This is a genomic window from Caballeronia sp. LZ034LL, assembly GCF_031451215.1.
Taxonomy (GTDB): Bacteria; Pseudomonadota; Gammaproteobacteria; order Burkholderiales; family Burkholderiaceae; genus Caballeronia.
Genome location: NZ_JARUXR010000003.1, coordinates 1,350,179 through 1,370,440, shown reverse-complemented (window position 1 = coordinate 1,370,440; position 20,262 = coordinate 1,350,179). Strand labels below are relative to the sequence as shown.

General features: G+C 60.4%; 10 protein-coding genes. All 10 read right to left on the bottom strand.

Annotated elements, in window-relative coordinates; all coding sequences use genetic code 11:
- Positions 1-124: 124 nt before the first annotated feature.
- On the bottom strand, positions 125-1,651 hold the full coding sequence (locus QCE83_RS27315; protein ID WP_309818648.1) for an ATP-binding cassette domain-containing protein: 1,527 nt from the start codon (positions 1,649-1,651) through the stop codon (positions 125-127).
- Entirely contained in the window at positions 1,648-2,574 is a 927-nt protein-coding gene (locus tag QCE83_RS27310; RefSeq protein WP_309818642.1) for a branched-chain amino acid ABC transporter permease, read from the bottom strand. Before QCE83_RS27310 ends, QCE83_RS27315 begins: the two co-directional genes overlap by 4 nt.
- Positions 2,575-2,576: 2 nt before the next feature.
- Positions 2,577-3,452, bottom strand: a complete 876-nt coding sequence (locus tag QCE83_RS27305) for a branched-chain amino acid ABC transporter permease (RefSeq protein ID WP_309818640.1) — start codon at positions 3,450-3,452, stop codon at positions 2,577-2,579.
- Between the two features lie 94 nt (positions 3,453-3,546).
- Positions 3,547-4,770: an ABC transporter substrate-binding protein gene (locus tag QCE83_RS27300; protein ID WP_309818638.1), complete on the bottom strand. Its 1,224-nt coding sequence runs from the start codon at positions 4,768-4,770 to the stop codon at positions 3,547-3,549.
- Positions 4,771-5,067: 297 nt separating this feature from the next.
- Positions 5,068-14,145, bottom strand: a complete 9,078-nt coding sequence (locus QCE83_RS27295) for a hypothetical protein (RefSeq protein WP_309818636.1) — start codon at positions 14,143-14,145, stop codon at positions 5,068-5,070.
- Positions 14,146-14,228: 83 nt separating this feature from the next.
- The gene (locus QCE83_RS27290; protein WP_309818635.1) at positions 14,229-14,858 is read right to left on the bottom strand and encodes a DUF4255 domain-containing protein; all 630 of its coding nucleotides are present in this window, start codon (positions 14,856-14,858) and stop codon (positions 14,229-14,231) included.
- Between the two features lie 11 nt (positions 14,859-14,869).
- Positions 14,870-16,951 carry an AAA family ATPase gene (locus tag QCE83_RS27285; protein WP_309818632.1) on the bottom strand — a complete coding sequence of 694 codons (2,082 nt, stop codon included), beginning with the start codon at positions 16,949-16,951 and terminating at the stop codon, positions 14,870-14,872.
- Complete coding sequence (locus QCE83_RS27280) at positions 16,951-18,435, bottom strand: contractile injection system tape measure protein (RefSeq protein ID WP_309818630.1); 1,485 nt, start codon at positions 18,433-18,435, stop codon at positions 16,951-16,953. The genes QCE83_RS27285 and QCE83_RS27280 overlap by 1 nt, the downstream gene beginning before the upstream one ends.
- Positions 18,436-18,469: 34 nt before the next feature.
- The gene (locus tag QCE83_RS27275; protein ID WP_309818629.1) at positions 18,470-19,297 is read right to left on the bottom strand and encodes a hypothetical protein; all 828 of its coding nucleotides are present in this window, start codon (positions 19,295-19,297) and stop codon (positions 18,470-18,472) included.
- A 440-nt stretch (positions 19,298-19,737) separates the two neighbouring features.
- Positions 19,738-20,262 carry a hypothetical protein gene (locus tag QCE83_RS27270; protein ID WP_309818627.1) on the bottom strand — a complete coding sequence of 175 codons (525 nt, stop codon included), beginning with the start codon at positions 20,260-20,262 and terminating at the stop codon, positions 19,738-19,740.

The following is a 20,262-nucleotide window of genomic DNA, read 5'->3' as shown; positions in this document are numbered from 1 at the left end:
ACAATGCGACGATTCAGACTTAAGCGTCTGATAGCTTTCTGTTTGGAAAGGAACGAAGAGGACCGCGAGTCAAATTTAAACCGCTGAGGGAGATGAGGTCATGAGGTTGAAGATGCGCAACGCATCAAGCCTTCGCTCGCACGCCACCCGTAATGCCGGAAGGAATAGCTTCGAGAAAGCCGTGCCCCATCTCTTTCTCGAAGCGCGCCGGGCTGCCTTCCCACACAACCCGCGCGTGTTCGAGCACATAGACACGGTCCGCGTGCGGCAATGCAAACGTGACGTTCTGCTCGCCGAGCAGCACGGTAATCGGCGTTGTCTTCTGCAATAACTCCATCGCTTTCGACAACTGCTCGAGTATCACCGGTGCGAGGCCAAGCGTGGGTTCGTCGAGGATGAGGAGCCTGGGCTGCATCATCAGCGCACGCGCAATGGCGAGCATCTGCTGTTCACCGCCCGACAGCGTGCGCGCAGTCTGCGCCTGGCGTGCCCGCAATATGGGAAACAGCTCGAAGAGCCATTCAAGCTGATCTGCGCGAATCTTGTCGGCGAGATGATAACCACCGAGATCAAGGTTCTCGCGCACCGTCATGTCGCCGAATAGCTCACGTGTTTCAGGACACTGGACAATGCCGGCGCGCGCGATCGCCGCGCCGCTCATGCCTTTCAGATCCTGCGTGCCATAGCGTATCGTTCCCTGGTACGGCACCAGTCCCGAGATGGCATTGAACAAGGTTGTCTTGCCCGCACCGTTCAACCCAACTACTGAGACGAACTCGCCCTCGCGAACGTGCAGATTCACGCTGTCGAGGGCGCGCGCCTTGCCGTATAGCACGCCCACATTCTCCACCCGAAGAATCTCGGGCCTGCTGTTCGCCACCTGCGTAACACGCTCGCGTGCCTCGATCTTGCCGCCGAGATAGACGCGCCGCACCGTCTCGTTGCGCATCACCTCGTCCGCCGTGCCTTCGGCCACGTATTCGCCGAGATACATCGCGAGTACCCGGTCCGCGAGCGCCGCCAGACTCCTTACGTTGTGATCGACCAGCAGCACCGCGCGCCCCTCCGCGCGGAAGCCGCGAATCAGTTCGGAAAATGTTTCGGACTCGGCGGCAGTGAGACCGGCAAAGGGTTCGTCGACGAGCACGACACGCGGATCGCGTGCGATCGCCTTCGCCATTTCCATGCGCCGCAGATCCGCGAATGGCAAGGTAGCCGGATGCCGATGCATCACGCCGCCCAGCCCCACGCGTTCAGCAATCTCGCGCGCCCGTCGGTCGACATGCGGATCGGCCGCAAGCTTCACGAGCGAATCGGGCAACAGCGCCAGCTTGATATGTTCCAGCACGGTCTGGCGATGCAACGGCCGCGAATGCTGGAACACGATGCCCACGCCCGCGCGCGCAATGCGATGCGGCAGCCAGCCGGCCATCTCCACACCGTCGACCTGGATGGAGCCCGCATTCGGTCGCTCGATGCCCATGATGAGCTTCATGACCGTCGACTTGCCGGAGCCGTTCGGTCCAATCAGGCCAAGAATCTCCCCCGGCCGGATGTCGAAGCTGATGTCCTTCACCGCAACCAGACCGCCAAAACGCTTGGTCAGTCGGTGCACGGCAAGCAGAGGCGCGCGGTTCGCGTCGTCGATCATTCGCGTTCCCTCACGCGCAGGAGGTTGCCGAGCAGGCCATCGGGAAAGAACAGGATGACCGCGAGCGCCACGGCTGCGACCACGAACGTATTGATCTGGCCGAGCGGCCTTAGAAACTCGCCCGCGACGATCAGGAAGATCGAGCCCAGCACCGCGCCGAGAATGGTGCGTCTGCCGCCGAGCACGGCCGCGATGATGATCTGCACGCCAATGCCGATATCGACCACGGTGCTGACCGAAGCCGTGCCCTGATAGAACACGAGCATCGCGCCCGCGACGCCCGAGAATACCGCGCTGATGCAGAAGGCCGCGAGCTTGTGCTTGACGACGTTGAAGCCGAGCGCCTGTGCGCCCACCGTGTCCTGACCGCTGGCTTGCAGGATCAGCCCGATGGCCGAGCGCGACAGTCCGAACAGGATGATCGCGCAGACGATCAGGAAGGCAAGCGCGATCCAGTAGTTGTTGCTGGCATCGACGGACATCACGTCAGGCACCATCATGCCGATCTCACCGCCTGTGATGCCCGCGAAGATCACGATGGCGTTTTGCAGCAGGAGCACCGCCACCAGAGTGACGAGACCGAAGTACGGACCGCGCAGGCGCAGCGCGGGCACGGCGAGAAGCAGACCGCCGACCAGCGCGACGAGACCGCCGGCGATCACGCAGATGGCAATGGGCGCTGCGGCATGCGCATTGAGAATCGCGGCCGAATAGGCGCCGAGGCCGATCAGGAAAGTCGGTCCGAAGTTGACCTCGCCCGCGAAGCCGAACAACAGGTCCCATGACATCGCGAAGACGCCGAAGTAGTACGCCACCGTCAGCACGCCGAGGATATAACCGGTGAGCCACCACGGCAGCGTCGCGGCGATCACCGCAAGGACAACGGCGACGACAATCAGACGCGAGCCTCCGAAAATCTTCATGATCAGCGTCGCCCGAGAAAGCCCTGCGGCCGCACATACACGACCAGCACGAGCAACAGCAGCGCGGGCAAGGGACGCAATGTCGGCGCGATCAGATACGCGGTCACGGTCTCCAGATAACCGACGACATAAGCCGCCAGCAACGAGCCGGACACACTGCCGAGGCCGCCCAGCACGACGATGGAAAACGCGCTCGCCGTGAGTTGCCCGGCGTTGTTCGTGCTGACGCCGAGAAAGGACGCCAGCAGCACGCCGGCCACGCCCGCGAGCACGCCATACAGCGTCCAGGCCAGCAGATAGATGCGCGACAGTTCGAAGCCGAGCAGCGTGAGCCCGCGCGGATTCATCGACGCCGCGAGCAGCGCCTTGCCCGCCTTTGTGCGGTTCACGAACAGCCACAGCAGACCGATCACGATCCAGCACACCACGGCGATCATGATCTCGTTATAGGGCACGCGCACGCCCGCCAGACTCGTGACCCCGGGAATCAGCGGGCGCATCGTGACGGGGTTGTCGGAGAACAGCCAGGCCATGCCTTGCTGAATCATGATGCCCCACAGCAGCGTGCCGGTAAGCACGAAGATTTCTTTCTCCTCGCGCGGAATGGCGCTGGAGCGCTGAATGGGCCGCACCACCATGAAGTATGTGATGTAGGCGGCAATCATTCCGCAAAGCACGCCCAGCGGCGTGCCGAGATACGTGCCGAGGCCGGCCTCGCCCGCGAGCGCCCAGCCGAGCAGCGCGGAGATGAGCATGACGCCGCCATGCGCGAGATTCAGCACGCCCGATACGCCGAAGATCAGCGTGAAGCCCAGCGCGCCGAGTGCATAGAGCGAACTGATCGCGAAACCATCGATGAGGATCTGCAGCGCAAGCATAGGCGGTCCTTGTCGGATCGATGTTCAGGTGGAACCGGTCCCCGCGGAAAGCATGAAAGAAGCGGACGCGCACGTTCGTCCGCCTTGGAGGACCTCAGTTCGCCGCTGCCTGCACCTTGACGAAAGCCGGGAACTTGACCTTGGCGTTCGCCACCGACTTCGGCCAGATCGCAACCTGCTTGCCGTTCTGCCATTGCAGGTTGATGCCGGTGATATACCCTTCGCCGTACTTCAGCGCGTGCGTGAACGGATCGTTCTTGCCATAGAACTGCCAGCGTCCGATTGTGCCCACATAGTCGGTCTTCTCAAGTGCATCGACCATCTTGTCCGGGTCCGTCGAACCTTGATTGCGGTGAATGGCATCAGCGATGATGTACACGAGGTCATAGCTCGTGAAGCCGTCGTAAGCCGGCGACACGCCGCCGAAGTGCCTCTGATAAGCGTCCACGAAGGGAACGGTCTTCGGCGTCATCGCGACGCCCGGCGCCGCCGCTGATGCGGTGATAACACCCTCGGTCGCGCCATTGGTGTCCTTCCAGAAGCTTGTCGTGGTGGCTTGCGAGCTTTGTCCGGTCATCGGGATCGGCACCTGCTGGTCATGCCATTGCACGGTAGGCTGCACGCCCACGTGGCTGATGCCGGTGGTGATCGTATCGGGATGCTTCGCCTCGATCTGATTGAAGATCGGCGTGAAGTCCGAGGTATCCGGATTGAAGCGGATATGGTCCAGCACCTTGAGCCCGGCTTTCGGCAGGCATTCGAGAAAGCGTTCGTCGAGCGGCTTGGTCCAGGCGGCGTCTTCGCTCATCACGACCGTCGTCTTCATCCTGAACTCGCCCACGAGAATGTCGTGCGAGAAGTCGCAGATGGACTGCGCGATGAACGCCGAGGTCATCCAGCCGTGGAAGGTGTACTTGTAATTGTTGTAATCGTCGTGGACGCGTTTCGATATCTCGTTGCTGGCGGCGCCCGGCGTGATGAAGGGCATCTTCAGGCGCGCTGACCACGGCTCCATGGCGAGCGCCACTTCGCTGATGTAGCTGCCGATGATCGCCACCACCTTGTCCTGACTGGCCGCGCGCTGAAAGGCGCGCACGCCGTCGGACGCCGACGAGTGGTCATCGTAGGCAATGATCTGGATCTGCCTGCCGTCCACGCCGCCATGGGCGTTGATCTCTTCCGCCGCGAGCTGGGCGGCCTTGCTGATGGAAGCGCCCGCGACCGCGGACTCCTCGCTGATGACGCCGATCTTGATCGGCTCCCCCGCCGCATGCGTGCCCGGCGACACGCCGAGACCCGTTCCAATCACTGCGCTCATGGCAGCCACGGTACGGCATCCCCGCCACGTCTTGATCTTGGACATCATCAGCCTCCTGTCGACCGGAATCGCGACGTTTCCGGTGGCCGCGCAAAGCGCGTTGTTTTCGATTTGTGGAGCGACGCAAGCCAGACACATGCAGCAATTAAGGATTTGCCGATGAACAGTAACACCGGGGGGTGCGGCGAATGAATCAGTGATAACGAGGAAGGGGGGCGGCACGTGCCGTTTGCTTTTGCGATGCAGCAAAACAGAAGTAAGGACCGTTACGACGCTTTCCTCAACTGCTTCGCCTCGTCAATATGGCCATATCAACTCGGATTCGTCGGTTGGCCCGTCTTTCAGGATTTGATCGTAGTCGTCGAAGAACTTCTTGATGTCGTTAGGCCGCTTACGGATCTTTTCGAGCCCTTCCACGACGAAGCTGTAGCTGTCGGGGTTCTCCTTCATTGCAGGCGAAATATTGTCTCTCGCGTGCCGCAAGACATCGCCCAATTCGGACTTGTTTCTGAAGACGCCTACGAGATCGTCTACATTCACATGGCCGTTCGGCTTGATGAACATGTATTGATATTCGTAGGGCTTGTAATTCTCGAGCAGGAACGGCAGTGAGAATTTCACTGCTCCGTCGTATTCGGGCAGCCTCACCAGATCATTGATGGGCAGGTTCACCACGTTTCCAGCGGCATCGCTGGTCTTCATGAAACCCGTTGCGTTGCCGACAAGCGCCTCCACGTGATAGCCTCGATGAGTCATCGAAGGATACATGTCGATGACAGACTTGTTCACCATATGGTAAGTCTCGTGAATCATGGTCCGGGCAAACGCCTGCGGATAAGCTTGATGTGCCAGATCCTGCATTTCCTGCGCGCCACCGGCATAGACAGTCATCATGTAAGGCTTGCGTCCTCCGAAATTATCCGCCGGACTCATAGTTGTTCTGCCGTACCAGGACGTACTAAGGACTTGCGGTGGCTCAAAGTTTTCTCCGCCGCGCGGAACCGACATCCTTGCTTTGGAATCACCTGGATAAGTCACTTTGTAAAAAACGTCCTTGGAGGATCTCAGACGTCTCAACGCGACTAGAGAACCCTGCATTTTCATATCCAGTTCGCTCTTCAGTGCAGGCGAATGTTGTCCCATGAACATGTCCAGAAGCTTGTCCACTGAGGGGCGTGCTTCCGGATCGTGCAGGACTTTCAGCGCCACGGTCAGCGATTCTCGTCCCGACTTGCGTCCGGCACGCACCTGGCCTCTCAGCACGCGCGCGCGCACCAGGCTTAGGCCCGGATCTTTCTGCAGGATAGCCTTGCTTTCGGAGGCCGCGCGCGCGGCGCCAAGCATCGGCGCCTGTCGCCATCCCTCGGCGGTGTAATAAACAAGAGGTCCGGGCTGGGACCAATCGTCTGGATAGACTAAACGAAACTGATTGGACTGTTGGTCGAAAACGAGTCCATAGCTTTTCCTGTCAATCTTCAGAACGTATTTCCACGGCTTGGCCTGATCGATGTTCTCCCGGACCAGAGAAAGACCCAGGTCTGAGCTCGGAGCAAGCGCGGCACTCGACGGACCTGCCTCGGCTTGAGGCAGGAAGCGGGTGCCCAACGGGCTGGGCTCGAATTCCAGCATGAGCCGGTTTCCAGAGGGACTCGGCGCGCCTGGCGGCAGGAAGTGGTTGCCGCGCAAATCCGTCGGCATGTACACGCCCGAAGGTCGCTGCACTGGCGACATCTGGAAAGCGTCATTCAACGGGGTGAAAGCGAGTCTGTTTGCCTCCGTGGGTATGATCGCACTCGGACTGCGAACGAAAGCGGTATCGCCCGATCCTGCAACATTGCCGAGCTTCACGGGCTTGACCCGGAAGGACGAAGACCTCGTTGGAAGCGGAATCGGCGAGATGATTTCGAGCAACATCCGGGTCATCAGCAGGAAGCCGGTCCGCATGAATGCGGGAAGCAGCTTGGATACCTGGAGGGCGACATAGTTGAGAAGCGCCCGGCCCTTCAGCCCATGACGCAAGCCCTGCATGATAATCATCCCAATGCCTGCTTTCGCTCCTGCGCGCAACAGCGCCGCCCCCCCAGGAATAACTACGAAGAGGACTGACACGACGTCCAGTATCACTTGTGTTGCACTGACTTCGTATTCCGGATCGACCCATGAGCCATAGCCCATCTCCCAGAACGGCACGAGATTGGCGAAAAGCTGCCACCAGGCCGGTCCGTATAGCGCAGCCTTCAACTCCTTTTTGACGAGGACGAGATGTTGCCGGCCAAGCCGTGCCAGTTCTTGCGCCAACTCTTTTGTTGCGTTCAGGGGTACGGTGCTCTCATGCTTCAGCGTATAAACAGGCTTCTCGAAGACCAGATTGGTACCTGACCAGGTTGCTGAGCACCTGTAGCCGTCGCTGATAGAAGGAAGTTTCTGCCAGTATTGGATCAGCCTCATCTCATCATCGGTGTACAGATAGACATTACTTCGCGGATCGATAAGGCCGCCGCGATAGCAATACGCGACGAGCCACTGTCCACTATTCAGCTTGATCAGGATGTCGCTACGACCCAAGACGGTGTTATCGACGAAATAGGATTGCTTGATCTCGTAAAAATCGTCAATCGTCAATGGCAACTTCACCAGCATGAAGTTCGAGATCCATGCGGCCTCGTAGTCGATTGAACCGCTGGTCTCGTACTCGACGAACTGCTGGTAGAAAGCAGTATCACCATCCGTCAAGGTAGTCGGTTTGAACTGAGACAACGAAAGGAAATTTTTGGGACGCTCGGGTGTGCGCAGCGGATTCAGCTTTCTGGCTTCCGTCTCGAATTCATCGAGAATTGTTTCCAGCGAGACGACATCAATGGAAAGAGGATCGCTTCCCGTCTTCGCAAGATGGTAGAGCGTGGCGGTAATGACGCGCACTCCCTCGGCACGCTCTTCGTCATTGACCGCATTCATGCAGGAGTCGACCAGTATGACGGCCAGATCTTGCGCGGCTATCGTGTCGCGATAATCTCCGCGCCATGCAAGGGAGCGCTGTTTGGGAGACACCGAAGACAATCTCCCAATCAAGGCCGCATATTCGTCCAGGCTGGCGCACTGCTGCTGCAGATAGAGGCGAGCTGCGTCAATGACCTGCAACTTTCCGCTCTCGCTGTCGCGCGAAAATTCACGGAACATCTCAGCTGTAAGCTTCGCGATCAGATCGGTGTACGTGAGCCCATACCGCCAGTGACTACCTGTCGGTGCCTGGCGTTTGAGCGCTTCGAGCGCTGCCCTCTCTCTTTCAAAGCCGACAGCGACACCTTCGACGAACGGGTTCTCAAAATACAGATCGACCAGCACATCCTGATCCCGCACGAGTTTCTCAACCTCGTCTTGTAGAACTTTAAGACGCGCTTGTTCACCCTTCCAATATTCCCAGGTAAGCTTCGCATTATTTACGGTGTTGCTCGTAAGCAAGGCCTGGATAGGGGTGACAGAGGCCGCGTCTAGCGTGACGGCATTATCGTACTCCCGCTTGGATGTCTCAACGTTCGTGTCCGCCAGTGCCTTCCGGTCGACCAGATCCGCTCTCAGGACTTTCAATTTTTCCGCTTGTTGTCCCACTTGCAACGGCGTCACGCCGCGCAATGCGCAGACCTCCGTGAAGTCGGGATCGGTCAGCGACTCCTGATCCGGCTGGAAGAGTGGCCAATAGCGCTTGATGGTCTCGGCATCCCATTTCTTGTTGAGTTCGCTCATGTCGGGAGCCGGCAATGTCTTTCTCAGCTTCCCGGAGGAATCCGAGATCGACTTGAGGTAGGCAACCTGGAACTTCAAACTCAGCGCCTGACTGAATTCGTGACTCGCCGGCTTCTGGTAACTGCCATGGAACGCGTTGTCCGCCGCGTTGTCGAGCAGTTCGATCGTCTGGGACCAGGTGGTCGGCGCGTCACTGCCGACGGCTGCTTCCAGCGTGGCGCCAAACCCGTGATACATACCGATCGCGAGAACATCCTGCAAGCCAAGGGAAGTCGCGCTGCCGCCGTAAGCCTGCCATTGCCCGTCAGAGATGGTCACGACACAGGACGCCTGCCCCGATGAATCGCCGAAGATGATCCCCATGTGAGGCGAAAGCAGCGTGAATAGCCAGTAGCGGCCATTTACGCTGATGCTGAGCTGTCCGTCCTCCGCATAGATGACGCCTGCATGCCCCATGCCCGCGCTATCGTAGCGAAGCGCGTGCGCCGTATCGAATGTTTCAACACGCTGCGCGAGTTCACTGCTGACTGAAGGGAGCGCGCCGAAGCCGGTGGCGGTGTCATCCTCGACCTGCACGAGCTCCAGCTTGCCGCTGGCCCCGGTGCGGAAAAGCGCCCAACCCCGACCCGAGACATAACCTGCATAAGCACCCTGAACATCCATCACCGTCTCGGGAGCCTGGTTCGCAAATGCCCGAGGATCCAGATTTCGTTTGACGCAGGGATACAGCCTGCCCCCGACGCGGAGATACCGCATCCAATTTACGGTCGCATAGAGCCCCGGCGATACCGGCGCCAGTTGCCAGATTTCGGGCGTGCCGGACATGACCGGGAGGGACGCCACGTGTCGCTCGAGTGCCCTCGACGACCTGACGCGCTCTTCAATCCAATACCGACCGTCCCGATCGCTCAAGATGGATTGCCAGGCGCCGCTCGTGTCCTGACCGGCCAGCAACGGAACAGCCGCCATGGTCGCCGCGTCAGCTTCTAGCCGCCATACGAGCGTCAGGAGCCGCTCCGGAAAATGGCTGACGCACTTCGTATCGACTTCACTGCATCGATACAGGGTGTCGTCGATCCGCAGGTACTTCGCTTCAGATCCAGACTTGCGGAACATGCACGGAAGTTCGTCGGGTGTCCACGCTGACGTCCACGGCTCACCAGTGAGCACCGCCTTGGCTCGCGCAGCGAGATCTGGCGAGACCGCAATTCTGACCGGCAGACTCTCCGGCTTGACCACCCTCGCGAGCTTCCATGGACTACCCGGCTCCTGACGCCTGAGGTATAGCACCTGTGCCCCGGTCCGCTTCTCTTGCAGTACCCGGATCAGGTTTTCGTGGATTACTACGGCTGGCCAGTAATTCCCGCTTGCATAAAGATAAGCGCCGTCCCAGTTGGTATAGACCCGGCCTTCGATTCCCGCGGCCTGCTCGGCGTACTTGAAGGATTTTTCGGCGTCCCATGCCTTGATTGCGACGAGCGCCTTTTCATCGATGCTGCTCGTCGCCGGCTGCACGACAGGGGCTTGCGTGGCTGTGGTCGCATCCACGAGCGACCACATGCCGTCGTCCCGCTTCTTGATGTCCAGAGATGTGTTCCGCTCGTTCTCGGGTTCAATCCACGCCCTGTGATACTCGCCTTTCTTTCTCCAGTATATGAACCGCCAGTAACGATCCGCCACGAAGAGATAAGCCTTCGCTCCCGGAGAGTCCCAATACACCCCGCCGAGATGCGAGGCGCCGAAGTCTCCTCGGCGTGGCTTATAGCTGTCTCTCGGATCGAAGCGCAGCGCGACTTCGGCACTCAAGGCGGTATCGATCTCCGCGTTGCGCGGCAGCGGCCATTGCCCGATCGCGGACGCGCCGCGCGCGCCATTCGCACTTCGGCGTTCGCGTCCGGCGGATTCAGAAGCGTGAGTGTCGAACGGCGCATCGACGACGATTTCGAATTCGCGCCTCGTGACTTCGCGTGCCGCGTCCAGATCGACTGCCGTCACCAGCGCCTGCGAGCGGCGGCCTTGCCACGCGTTGAACGACGCCCAGCCCATCATGCCGAGCGACGCGCCGCCGAGCACCGCAAGCGCCGCCATCTCGCCACGCGACGGCCGCCAGGCCGCGCGTTCTTCGCGCACAGGCTCCGCGACGGCAGATGTATCCGGAACGCCTTCCACGTTGGATTCGACGCCGGGCATCGGCTGTTCGATGTCCACCGTGGTCTGCGAATCGACGATCTCGACCATCTCGACCATCTCGAACGCCTGCGCGCCTTCCATCACCAGCGCTTCGCCTTCGGCCTTCGTGCTCGCGCTGCTGTCGTTGGCCCGGAGTGTCGGCTGGGGCACTGCGCCCCTGCGGAACGCCCTCCAGACATAGACGGATGTCAGGAACAACAGGAATGCGCCCGTGAGGCCGACCGCCCATTTCACCCTGCCGCTCGACTGCTCCTTCTCGCCGGAGATGATAACGAAATCGCGCAGTCTGACTTCCCCCTCTTCGGTCCAGTATTCGAGGTTGTTCGAGACGAATGCATCGGGCGAGTCGCTGTCATGCGCATTGACGGCCAGAATGGCGCCAGGTGCTTCGGTCGAAAACGACACAGCTGTCGGGCTTGCTGTTGGCGTGGTCGAGATCCAGCTGAACAACCCTCCGCCTGGAAGCTTCGCGAAGCGCGGCCGGACCCACCAGCGGCCCATGATCCGCTCAAGCGGAAGGCCCGTGGCGCGATCATTGAGGCGGTCGCCGGTAACGACCGACCAGGCACGCTCGTCGCTATCCCAGCGCACGAGATAGAGCCGGCCATCGTCGCGGACATAGCGGCGCTCCTCGCTCACGACGAAGCCTTCCTGATCCTCCTCTTCCGCGACCGCACACCGCTGGGCCAGTTGCGGAGGAATCACCGACAACCGCATCTCATCAGGGCTGTCAGCGATGTGCTCCGCGAACAGTCCGCCTGACAACGATGCCAGCGTCTGTTGAAGCGCGTTCGCCAGCAGGGCCTCGGTCTGCTCTTCGAGCTTCTGCTTGAAACGCTGTATGGCGGGTGTGTCGTATCTCGCGAGCGCCCCGCACACGGCGGCGGCCCACTCGAACCAGTTGCTGGTCTTCGCTGACTCGAGATTGATTCGTCCGCGCAAGGCCCAGAGGTCGGGAACCAGCGGCAGCAGGTGCTCGAGCGACGTCATGCCGCGCCAGCCCAACAGCCGAAGATGCTCGACGTCTCGTTGCAAACTCTGGAGCGTTGCATCCCGGATCAGCGGGTCCGACGTCGCCAGCCGATGCAGCGACCACGTCAGCCGTACCAGCAGGAGTGCATCGAAGAGCACTTGCTGGGCAGAGTCCCTGGCATATTCCTGCGTCAGGGCGTTCCAGTCCCATTGCTCCGAATCCAGCGTGAAGTGCCGGATCGCCTTGGCTGCATGGTCGAGACCTTCCGCCGTCGCGCCGGGAAAGAGCTGGAGCATCGCAAAACGGCCGCTCGACACGTCCTCCCTGATATCGCTTGCGACGATCCTGATGAAGTCATCCGCCGTCGCCATCCAGTCCTCTTGCGGCCGGACCCGGTGTACCCAGGAACGAACCTGCTTGATGAACAAGCCGCCCGGGACGTAACGCAAGGCAACCGAGCAAAGAGCCGATCCGATAGTTCGCCAATGTTCCAGCATCGCCGCCATCAAGCCGCCCGACCAGCCCGCCTCCAGTCTTCCCTTCATCAGATGGTGCAGGAGGTCGAGCCACTTGTGGAAATCCTCATCTGCGATGTATTCGCCCAGCACACCCGACTGCGAGCCTCCGTGGTCATTCAGGAGCGCCCGGACATCCGGTCCGGAAAGCTCGGTCAAGAGCCAGCTGGCGCGTTCGACCGCTGAAGCTTCAACCGGAAACGCATTCACGCGCATCAGCAAGCCCCGGCTCAGGCGCACCGTCGGCGCGAGGCTGGCGGGCAGAAGCTTCACGGTCGCATCGGTCAGCTTGTCGCTTTGAAGCGCTGCGATGACCCAGTTCAGTTGTTCGCTCAACGGCCCCGAACGCGGGAAAGCCGGGCATTGCGCGTCCTCATAGGCTTGCAGCGCTTCACCGAGCTGATGCCCGAACGCCGACAAGGGTTGCATGAACGTCGGCAGCCACGACGGCGCATCGCCCTCCTGAAACAAGCGCGTCAGGTAATCGGCCAGGGTCGCGTCTTCGGGAAGCTCGGACAGCGTCTGGATCTGTCGGGTCAACCACTCGACGGTGCGGAAGATGCCATCCACTCGCGCCATCGCACCATCGGGCAGTGAAGCCTCCAAAGCCGGCAGAAGCGCTTCGAGCCGGTTCACGACGGATGCCACGCGTCCAATTACCTCGCGCGCACCGGATGCCTGCCCGAGCGACGAAAGCTCGGCCAAGATGTGCATGACGCTGGTCATCTGCCCGAAGACGTCCTGCACTGAAGCAGGACAATCGGCAAGGCCGGCGCTGGCGAACTGCTCCATCAGGTCGCGCAGGTTCTGCAATTTGCCTTGCCAGGGCGAGTCATTGCGGTAAATGGCCAGGAACGCCTGATAGAACGAACTCGCCGCGGCGGAGGTGCGCAATAGTCCCGTCAATGCGTCGATGGCAGGATGGAGCCGCTCCGCCAGGAACGTTCGCGAGACACTGTCATTCACGGACTGAAGGTAGTCCGCCAGGCGTAGCAGACGCAGTTCGAAGTTCGCCGAGCCGGACAGGAGCGCGCAGACGTCGTCGTAGGCGGAGCGGAATGCATCAAGCTGTTGCCGGATCGTGGCGAGCGCGTCGCCATCATCGGATGCGTCATTCCCCAGCCAGCCGCCGACGGCCGCGAAGGTCTCCTCCCAAGTCCCGCTCTGACTGACCTGCTGATAAGCAAGACACGCGCGCTCCGTCTCGGTCCGGCAGAACGTCAGCGCGTCGCGGCCCTCACGGCGCGCCTCGAGCCGGCTCGCAAGAACGGGGGGCAATTGCGCAGCCAGCTCGTCGAGGACTGCGTCGAGTCCCAGGCGCGAGCCGCCCGCTTCGAGCAAGACCTCATCGGACGTCGTTTGCAACAGGCAGCGCAGTTCCTGGATCGCCTTTCCATACTGAACAACCCTTCTGAGCGGGCCGAGCGTACGCTGGACGTTGGAAGGAAGCCAGTCCGCATCGCGGTCGAGCACGCCGATGCAGTCTTCGGCTCTTTGCAGCCATGGGCGTCGCGGGTCATCGAGCGCTTGCAGGCTGGCGAGCACACGCCGGAACGCCTGCCAGAGATGCATGGCATCTTCCAGTCGCTGCGTCATGCCTTTGATGCCTGGCCTGACGGAAGACGGCAGCCATTCCTCGAACGATGTGGCGAGCCGCGCGGTTTGAAGAAGCTGTTGATCCCATGGCGCGTCGCTCTTCCTGATTTCCGCCAGTTGCTCCAGCGCGCAATTCGCGACGAACGCATGCTGGAATACGCCTCCAGCGATCTGCATCACCGTGGGAACAAGCAAGCGTTCCAGCATCCCCGCCAGCGCGGCCTCGGGCTTCTCGCTGGCGGCGGCCGCTACGGGCTCGTCTGCGTCCTCCTCCCCATGTTCGACGATCCACGCACTCGCGGCCGGCGAATGCCCTGAAGGTCTCCGGTTCCGCAAGACGTTTGCTTCTGAAACGAGCATCGATAGCCCCCGCTGGATGCATGAAGGCGATGATCACGTCCCTTCCGGCATCCGCGATGCTCACCGCCGAACGTTCATTGCCGTCAGACCGCCTCGTCGAACGGCGGCTGCTGCGATTTGACTTCCGTCTCCTGCACGCTTGCGACCATCTTCTGCTTGTCAGTCAGAACGACGGGCACCGTCACCGAGAGATTCAGCGAAAGGCGCGGCTTGTTGCCGAGCGACTGCCAGAAGTTGCCGAGACTGTTCAACTCGGCTTTGGGCGGAATCATGCGCGCATAGGCGCCGGGCATGCCGCCGATCTCCTGATTGTTGATGAGCGCGTTGATCACCTGATTCATGACCTTGAGCGACGGGTTGTCCGGCGCGCTGCCGGGACTGCCGGGGCTGATGATCTCGTTCTGGCCCATGTCCCAGTACGTGATGATGTAGTTGCAGCACACGTTCACCCATCCCGGCGCGACGGTGGACTGCTTCGTCTCCGCGTTGTAGGAAGTCATGCGTCCCGGAGACGTGCGCATCTGCAGGTCTTCGGAGATCTGATAGAGAAACACGCTCAGCGTGGGCTCGGATGGCGGATTGTCGACATTGGGGAGATCGAAGATGATCGACACGCCTGAATCGACATCGACGGGAACATACTCGGCCAGCGCATCGTAGATGGCCTGGTTAAGGTTGAGGATGGTTGTATCGGACGCGATGATGTCTGCCATGAAACTGCTCCTTAGATCTTCAAGCGCCCTGATTTGGCGAGTTCACGCAGGCTGGCCTGCTCGATGTGATGTTTCCTGACTACCGGCGAGTCCTCGGACATCGAGAGCCATCCCGCCAGCAGAGCAATGTTGCGGATGCTTGCGCCAGTGACGTCGATGCGTCTGGCGAGGTCCGCGAAGTCGATGCCGTCATCCACCTTCATCTGCGCCGGCCAGATGGCGTGCCACATCACTTCCCGCAGCGCCGGGTCCGGATACACGAAACGTGTCACAAAGGTGAAGCGCCGGATAAAGGCTTCATCCAGATGGCCTCGATTGTTGGTCGCGAGAATCACGAGACCGGGGAAGGCTTCGAGGCGTTGCAGCAGATACGACACCTCGATGTTGGCGTGACGGTCGTGTGCGTCCTTGACCTGACTGCGCTTGCCGAACAGTGCGTCGGCTTCGTCGAAGAACAGCACGCCTGCGTCGGCCTCGGCCATGTCGAAGATGCGCGAGAGATTCTTTTCCGTTTCGCCGATGTACTTGTTCACCACGCTCGACAGATCCACCTTGATGAGATCCGTGCACAGCTGTCCGGCGAGGATTTCCGCGGCCATCGTCTTGCCGGTTCCGGAGGGGCCATGGAACAGCGCGCTGATGCCGGTGCCGTAATGAATCTTTTCGAGGAAGCCTCGCTCGAGCAAGGCTTCACGATGCCGTACCGCCGCGACGATCTCGCCAAGCTGAAGACGCATGTCGGCTGTGACGATGAGATCAGCGGGAGTACGCTGCGGTTCGACGCGCGTCGCCAGGTTGCCGAAGTTCTGCCGCGCGCGATGGCGCAGTGCTTCGGTCCAGTCGCTCTGGCTGGTTTCTGCATCCGGCGCGCGCCGGCTTCGATAGAACGACGCTTCCCAGCCGATCTGCGCAAGTTCGTCCGGCTGGAAGGCAAAGCGGCGGCTGAGAGCCAGTGCGTCGATCGCTGCGTCGCCGACCTGCTCGACGAGCGCCGCGGCCCGTTCCTGTGCCGTGCGCGGCGGCATGTCGAAGGTGACGTGAGGAACGCCGGAGAGACGAAGCACGCTTGCGCGACGGTCCTCCAGACACAGGATCGGCACCGCCGCGCCGCGCGCGCAGGCCGCGAGTTGCGCAAGCAGTGTGTCGCGCACGGCTGCCGCCGCGCCTTCCAGACCGCGAATGACCGCTGCACGATCATGCAGCCGCGCGTTGCGCAGGGCCTGTGCGAAGCGGAAGGACGCGGGCTCTTCCTCCGTCGGCAGGCGCTGCACATCGATGATGAGCGCGCCGCACCGGTAGGCAGCGAGTGCACTGACTACCTCGCTCTCGACGGCATCGCGCAGCGTCACCACGGCCGGCGACGAACTATCGAAGATCGCGTTGCGCAGGACGTCGATCAGCGCGGTGATGCGTGCATCGCCGGCTTGCGCGGAGAGCGCTTGTTCCCATCGACAGAATGATTGCAAATCTGTCGGTTGCAAACGATTGCCTTGCAGGAAGTGAAACACCTCCAGCGACGTGCAGAGCGGCGTGCGGCCCCAGCCATCGCGCGCGGCATCGCCGGGATGGACGGGCACCAAAAGTTGATGTTCATGCAGCGGCGCTTGCGGAAGGAAGCTTTTGTGCGCGGCGTGGCGTTCGGCCCACGATGAACAGAACAGGTTCAGCGCGAGCTCGACGGTGGGATAGTGACGCCCCTTTCCCTGCAGCAGCGCCAGCATGGTCTGATAGCGTGTGTCCAGATGCGGGAGCACGCCGAGCAGGATGATCTCGCGTTCGAACCGGTCTAGACCGAAGCGCGCTACGAGCTGGTCGAGCGGCGCGTCAGCCTCGGACAGCACGCTGACGCCGGAGGAGCGTTCGCTTGCCAGATCTTCCGCTTCCATCCAGCACGGAATGCCGCGCGGGGCGTCGAGTCGCGCCTCGATATCCTGACGCGAAAGACACACGTCGCCCGACCACATCCGCTCCATGCGCACGTGATATTCGCGCTGCAACAACAAGTCGATGCGCTCGACTTCGTGCATCAGGCTATTCCAGGCATCGGCGGAACGCTGCCGTTCCACAGGGTCGACTATGAGCGGTGAAGTCATCAGAACATCCTCGTATCGAGGTTCGGTATCGGCCAGTTCACGTCAATCGGCTTCGGGAGCCACGGGAGCACCACGGTGGACAAGGGCCACGGCAGATCCCGCAACAGGATGTCGAAGGGTTGCGGTTCTATCGTCAGCACGGGCACGGGGCCTTGCGTGGATAGTTGACCCGGACGCTGCAGGAACAGCGCGCGGATGTCTTCCGGCTGAAGGGATTTCCAACTGGGCAGTTTCATCGGCAGCTGGGAAAGCCAGTTTTCCAGCAGTGTCCTGGTCTGTTCCTCCGGGGGTTCGGGTGGGTCGTCGTCTTCTTCATCGGTGAGACTTGCCAGGCCGCACAGACGGTAAGCAAAGCCATGCGTGCGCAGCGCGATTCCGGCGTCTTGCCAGACGAGCCAGTCGAGCGATGCGGCTGCCTGTTCCTGCGCGTCAGTGCTTGCGAATCGTTCACCGTCCCAGAGGTGCAGACTGCGAAGAAGATCGGGCAGCAAAGGCCACAGAACGATCAGGCCTGCGCCGGCTACGGACTGCACTTTTGATGTCGCGCTTTCGTTTTCGGGTCGCTGTGCGATGCGGCGTTCGGGATAGGCGCGCGCCAGGCGCTCCAGCCGTCGCGTTTCCGCTTGCGTGAGACTTTTTCGTAGGCTGGCGCGCACGGTTTCATGGCGCCATAGCTTGGCTTGCCAGCTGCGTATCTCCGCGTGTGAGGACTTTTCCATGAATGCGAGCGTTTCGCTTAAGCGCGCGCCTTTCAGTTCATGAATGTCCGGTAACTCGGGAACCTGGCTTGAATGAATGAAGGACGGATTGTTTCGGAGCCAGATTAGAGCCTTGAGGAAGATCGCTAGTTCTGTAGCCTCCGTTTCGCCCGATAGCACTTCCAGTGCATGAGCAGCTTCAGGCATCGTCCTGGCGCGTTCCAGCAGGAACTGCCGCGATTCGCGATGCAGGCACGCTGGAGCCAGCCAGGTGAGGATTCGTTCGGGCGGCTCGTGTTGGCCCAAGGACGCAAGGTGTTGTTCGAGCAAAGCCAGAGTCACCGAGTGGGATTGCAGCACGCGTTCTTGCGAGGGGATGTCGTGCTGTGGCAAGTCGATAGCGCTTGGCTCGGTATCGGATGGCGCAGGCCGCTCTCCTTCGCGGGCGAAGACGTCAATAGGGGGATTGCGCGCTTCTTCGAATTCCATGGACTCGGCCGCGTGGATTTGTTCCGCTATAGCATGTCCGGCAAGCGCCTGCCGCAATTCCGCAAGAATCCGCTTCGGCATGACCGTGTCAATCTCGTCGCGCCGCAGGGTTCCGATATCCAGATGCAACTCGGCGATCTGGATATCATTCTCGCGATGAAAGTACTCATTCACGAGGTTGGAAATATCCTCTTTTAACGAGCCGCGAAACAGCCTTGCGCAACGGTCCGTCACCGCAGCGTGGATATCGTGGCGCGTGTCCACGATTAGCGAGACGCTCTGGATGGTCGTGCGCATGGTAATCAGGATCGGATGAGCGAGAGCCGGGTGGCTAGAGCTTCATGATGTAGGCGAGCACCTGGAAAGGCGGAGTCACGGAAACGGTGTGCGAATGCTTGCTGTCCGTTACATGGTGGCTGAAGGATTCCCCACCTCCGGTGGCCCCAGTGAAAATGGGCGGGCCGCCCTCACAATACATTTTCATATCGCCCATATCGCTGTACTGATAATGGAGTGTGCCTAGCTGCAAGGATAACTCGTGCACATGGGGGGGAATATGCTCCGTTTTAAGAGTATGGTCTCCGATCTCGATATTCGAAGTATTTGAATCTGTAGTTGAAGAGAAAGATCCTGCCGTGTTATTGGAATCCGCCCAATTCCAAGCCGACCCACCCTTTCTGCTTATCTGTCCCGGCATGCCGCCGATGATGAACCTGTCCCGCAAGTCTGGAGTGTGCCAGGTGTTCCCGTTCCTCATCGTGACAGCACGGCCATCGCAGAGTGCCCAACCAGCCGGAATATCGCTTTCATTAACGACGTTCATCGCCACGATCATGCCCATCGGGAAGAGCGCATTGACGTCGACCGTCACGCCGGAATCACTGACCTTGATGTACTTGTCCGCTTTCACGGATAGCTTGCCCTTGTTGGCGGCGTCGCTATCCGCCGCAATCTGCAAACCCTGTCCCACCTTGTTGCTAGTCTGATCAGCACTCTTGCCCACGGCCCTGCGCCCACACTCTGCCATGTCGATCAGCGCAGCGAAGTCGGTGTTCAGCGGTACCGATCCGGCGTCGAAGCGGGCTTTCAGTTCCGAGCTGGTTGTCCCGTTGCTATCGGAAACTGAGTCGCCTGGCAGTTGGTTAGCTTCGTTTTCCATAGTACCTTATTCCTCAATTAAGTTCGTTTCACTTCATAGCTCAATACGAATCAGCCGAACGACTGGGGGTCGCTGTCGTCCGGATCCATTTGGAAAAACATCAGCGTGTTATGCGTCCGCTATTCGGCTGGCACGCGGCGCTTTATTTTTGTTCAAAGGGTGTGTCGACAAGTAACGGGCTTCGTTGGATGAAGGTACTCATCACGTCGCCTTGCTACACTTTCAAGATGTAGGCAAGTTGGCAGTAGGTTGGGTTCACCGTGACAGAACGTGATCTTCTACGCTCACACGCACGCTTTAGCAGTCGTTGTCACCTGATAGCCCGAATCCCCCAATTTGCGCCTCCCTTATTCAAGCCAGCAAATCACCAAGCGTCTGGGATCCCAGAACGAAGCGCTTCCGCAGGTCCGGCAACGCAACCTGAGTGCCATCGGCGACAGTCACCTTGGAGCCGTCGCAGAAGTGCCATCCTTCCGGCGTCGTGTTCCGCAGCACATCAAGATCATGCCGCGCGGAAGCAGTGCGTCGGTATCGACCCTCACGCCGGACGAGCTGACCTTGATGTACTTGTCGGCCTTCACACTCACGGAGTCGTTGGCGATTCCGGCACCGATACCCACCTTGACGTTCATGGTGCTGCCTTCGACGTGGATTGCGGCCTCATCACCCGCCCTGATGCTGCCGTTGTCGAAAAGAAGGCCTTTTCTCAGCTTCGCTGAGAGCTTGCCCTTGTTGGCGGCATTGCTATCCACGGCGATCTGCAAACCCACTCCAATCGTATTGCTGGTCTGATCAGCACTTTTACCGATAGCCCTGCGTCCGCACTCGGACATTTCGATTAGTGCAGCAAAGTCCGTGTTCAGCGGTACTGATCCGGCTTCGAAGCGGACCTTCAGTTCAGCGGTAGTCATCCTATTGCTGTCGGAGACTGAATCACCTGTCAGTTCGTTCGTTTCGTTTTCCAT

Coding starts and splice junctions, on each gene's coding strand:
- QCE83_RS27300 (WP_309818638.1), bottom strand. CDS start 4,770: ATGAGCGCAGTGATTGGAACGGGTCTCGGCGTGTCGCCGGGCACGCAT.
- QCE83_RS27315 (WP_309818648.1), bottom strand. CDS start 1,651: ATGATCGACGACGCGAACCGCGCGCCTCTGCTTGCCGTGCACCGACTG.
- QCE83_RS27305 (WP_309818640.1), bottom strand. CDS start 3,452: ATGCTTGCGCTGCAGATCCTCATCGATGGTTTCGCGATCAGTTCGCTC.
- QCE83_RS27275 (WP_309818629.1), bottom strand. CDS start 19,297: ATGGAAAACGAAGCTAACCAACTGCCAGGCGACTCAGTTTCCGATAGC.
- QCE83_RS27285 (WP_309818632.1), bottom strand. CDS start 16,951: ATGACTTCACCGCTCATAGTCGACCCTGTGGAACGGCAGCGTTCCGCC.
- QCE83_RS27295 (WP_309818636.1), bottom strand. CDS start 14,145: ATGCTCGTTTCAGAAGCAAACGTCTTGCGGAACCGGAGACCTTCAGGG.
- QCE83_RS27270 (WP_309818627.1), bottom strand. CDS start 20,262: ATGGAAAACGAAACGAACGAACTGACAGGTGATTCAGTCTCCGACAGC.
- QCE83_RS27290 (WP_309818635.1), bottom strand. CDS start 14,858: ATGGCAGACATCATCGCGTCCGATACAACCATCCTCAACCTTAACCAG.
- QCE83_RS27310 (WP_309818642.1), bottom strand. CDS start 2,574: ATGAAGATTTTCGGAGGCTCGCGTCTGATTGTCGTCGCCGTTGTCCTT.
- QCE83_RS27280 (WP_309818630.1), bottom strand. CDS start 18,435: ATGCGCACGACCATCCAGAGCGTCTCGCTAATCGTGGACACGCGCCAC.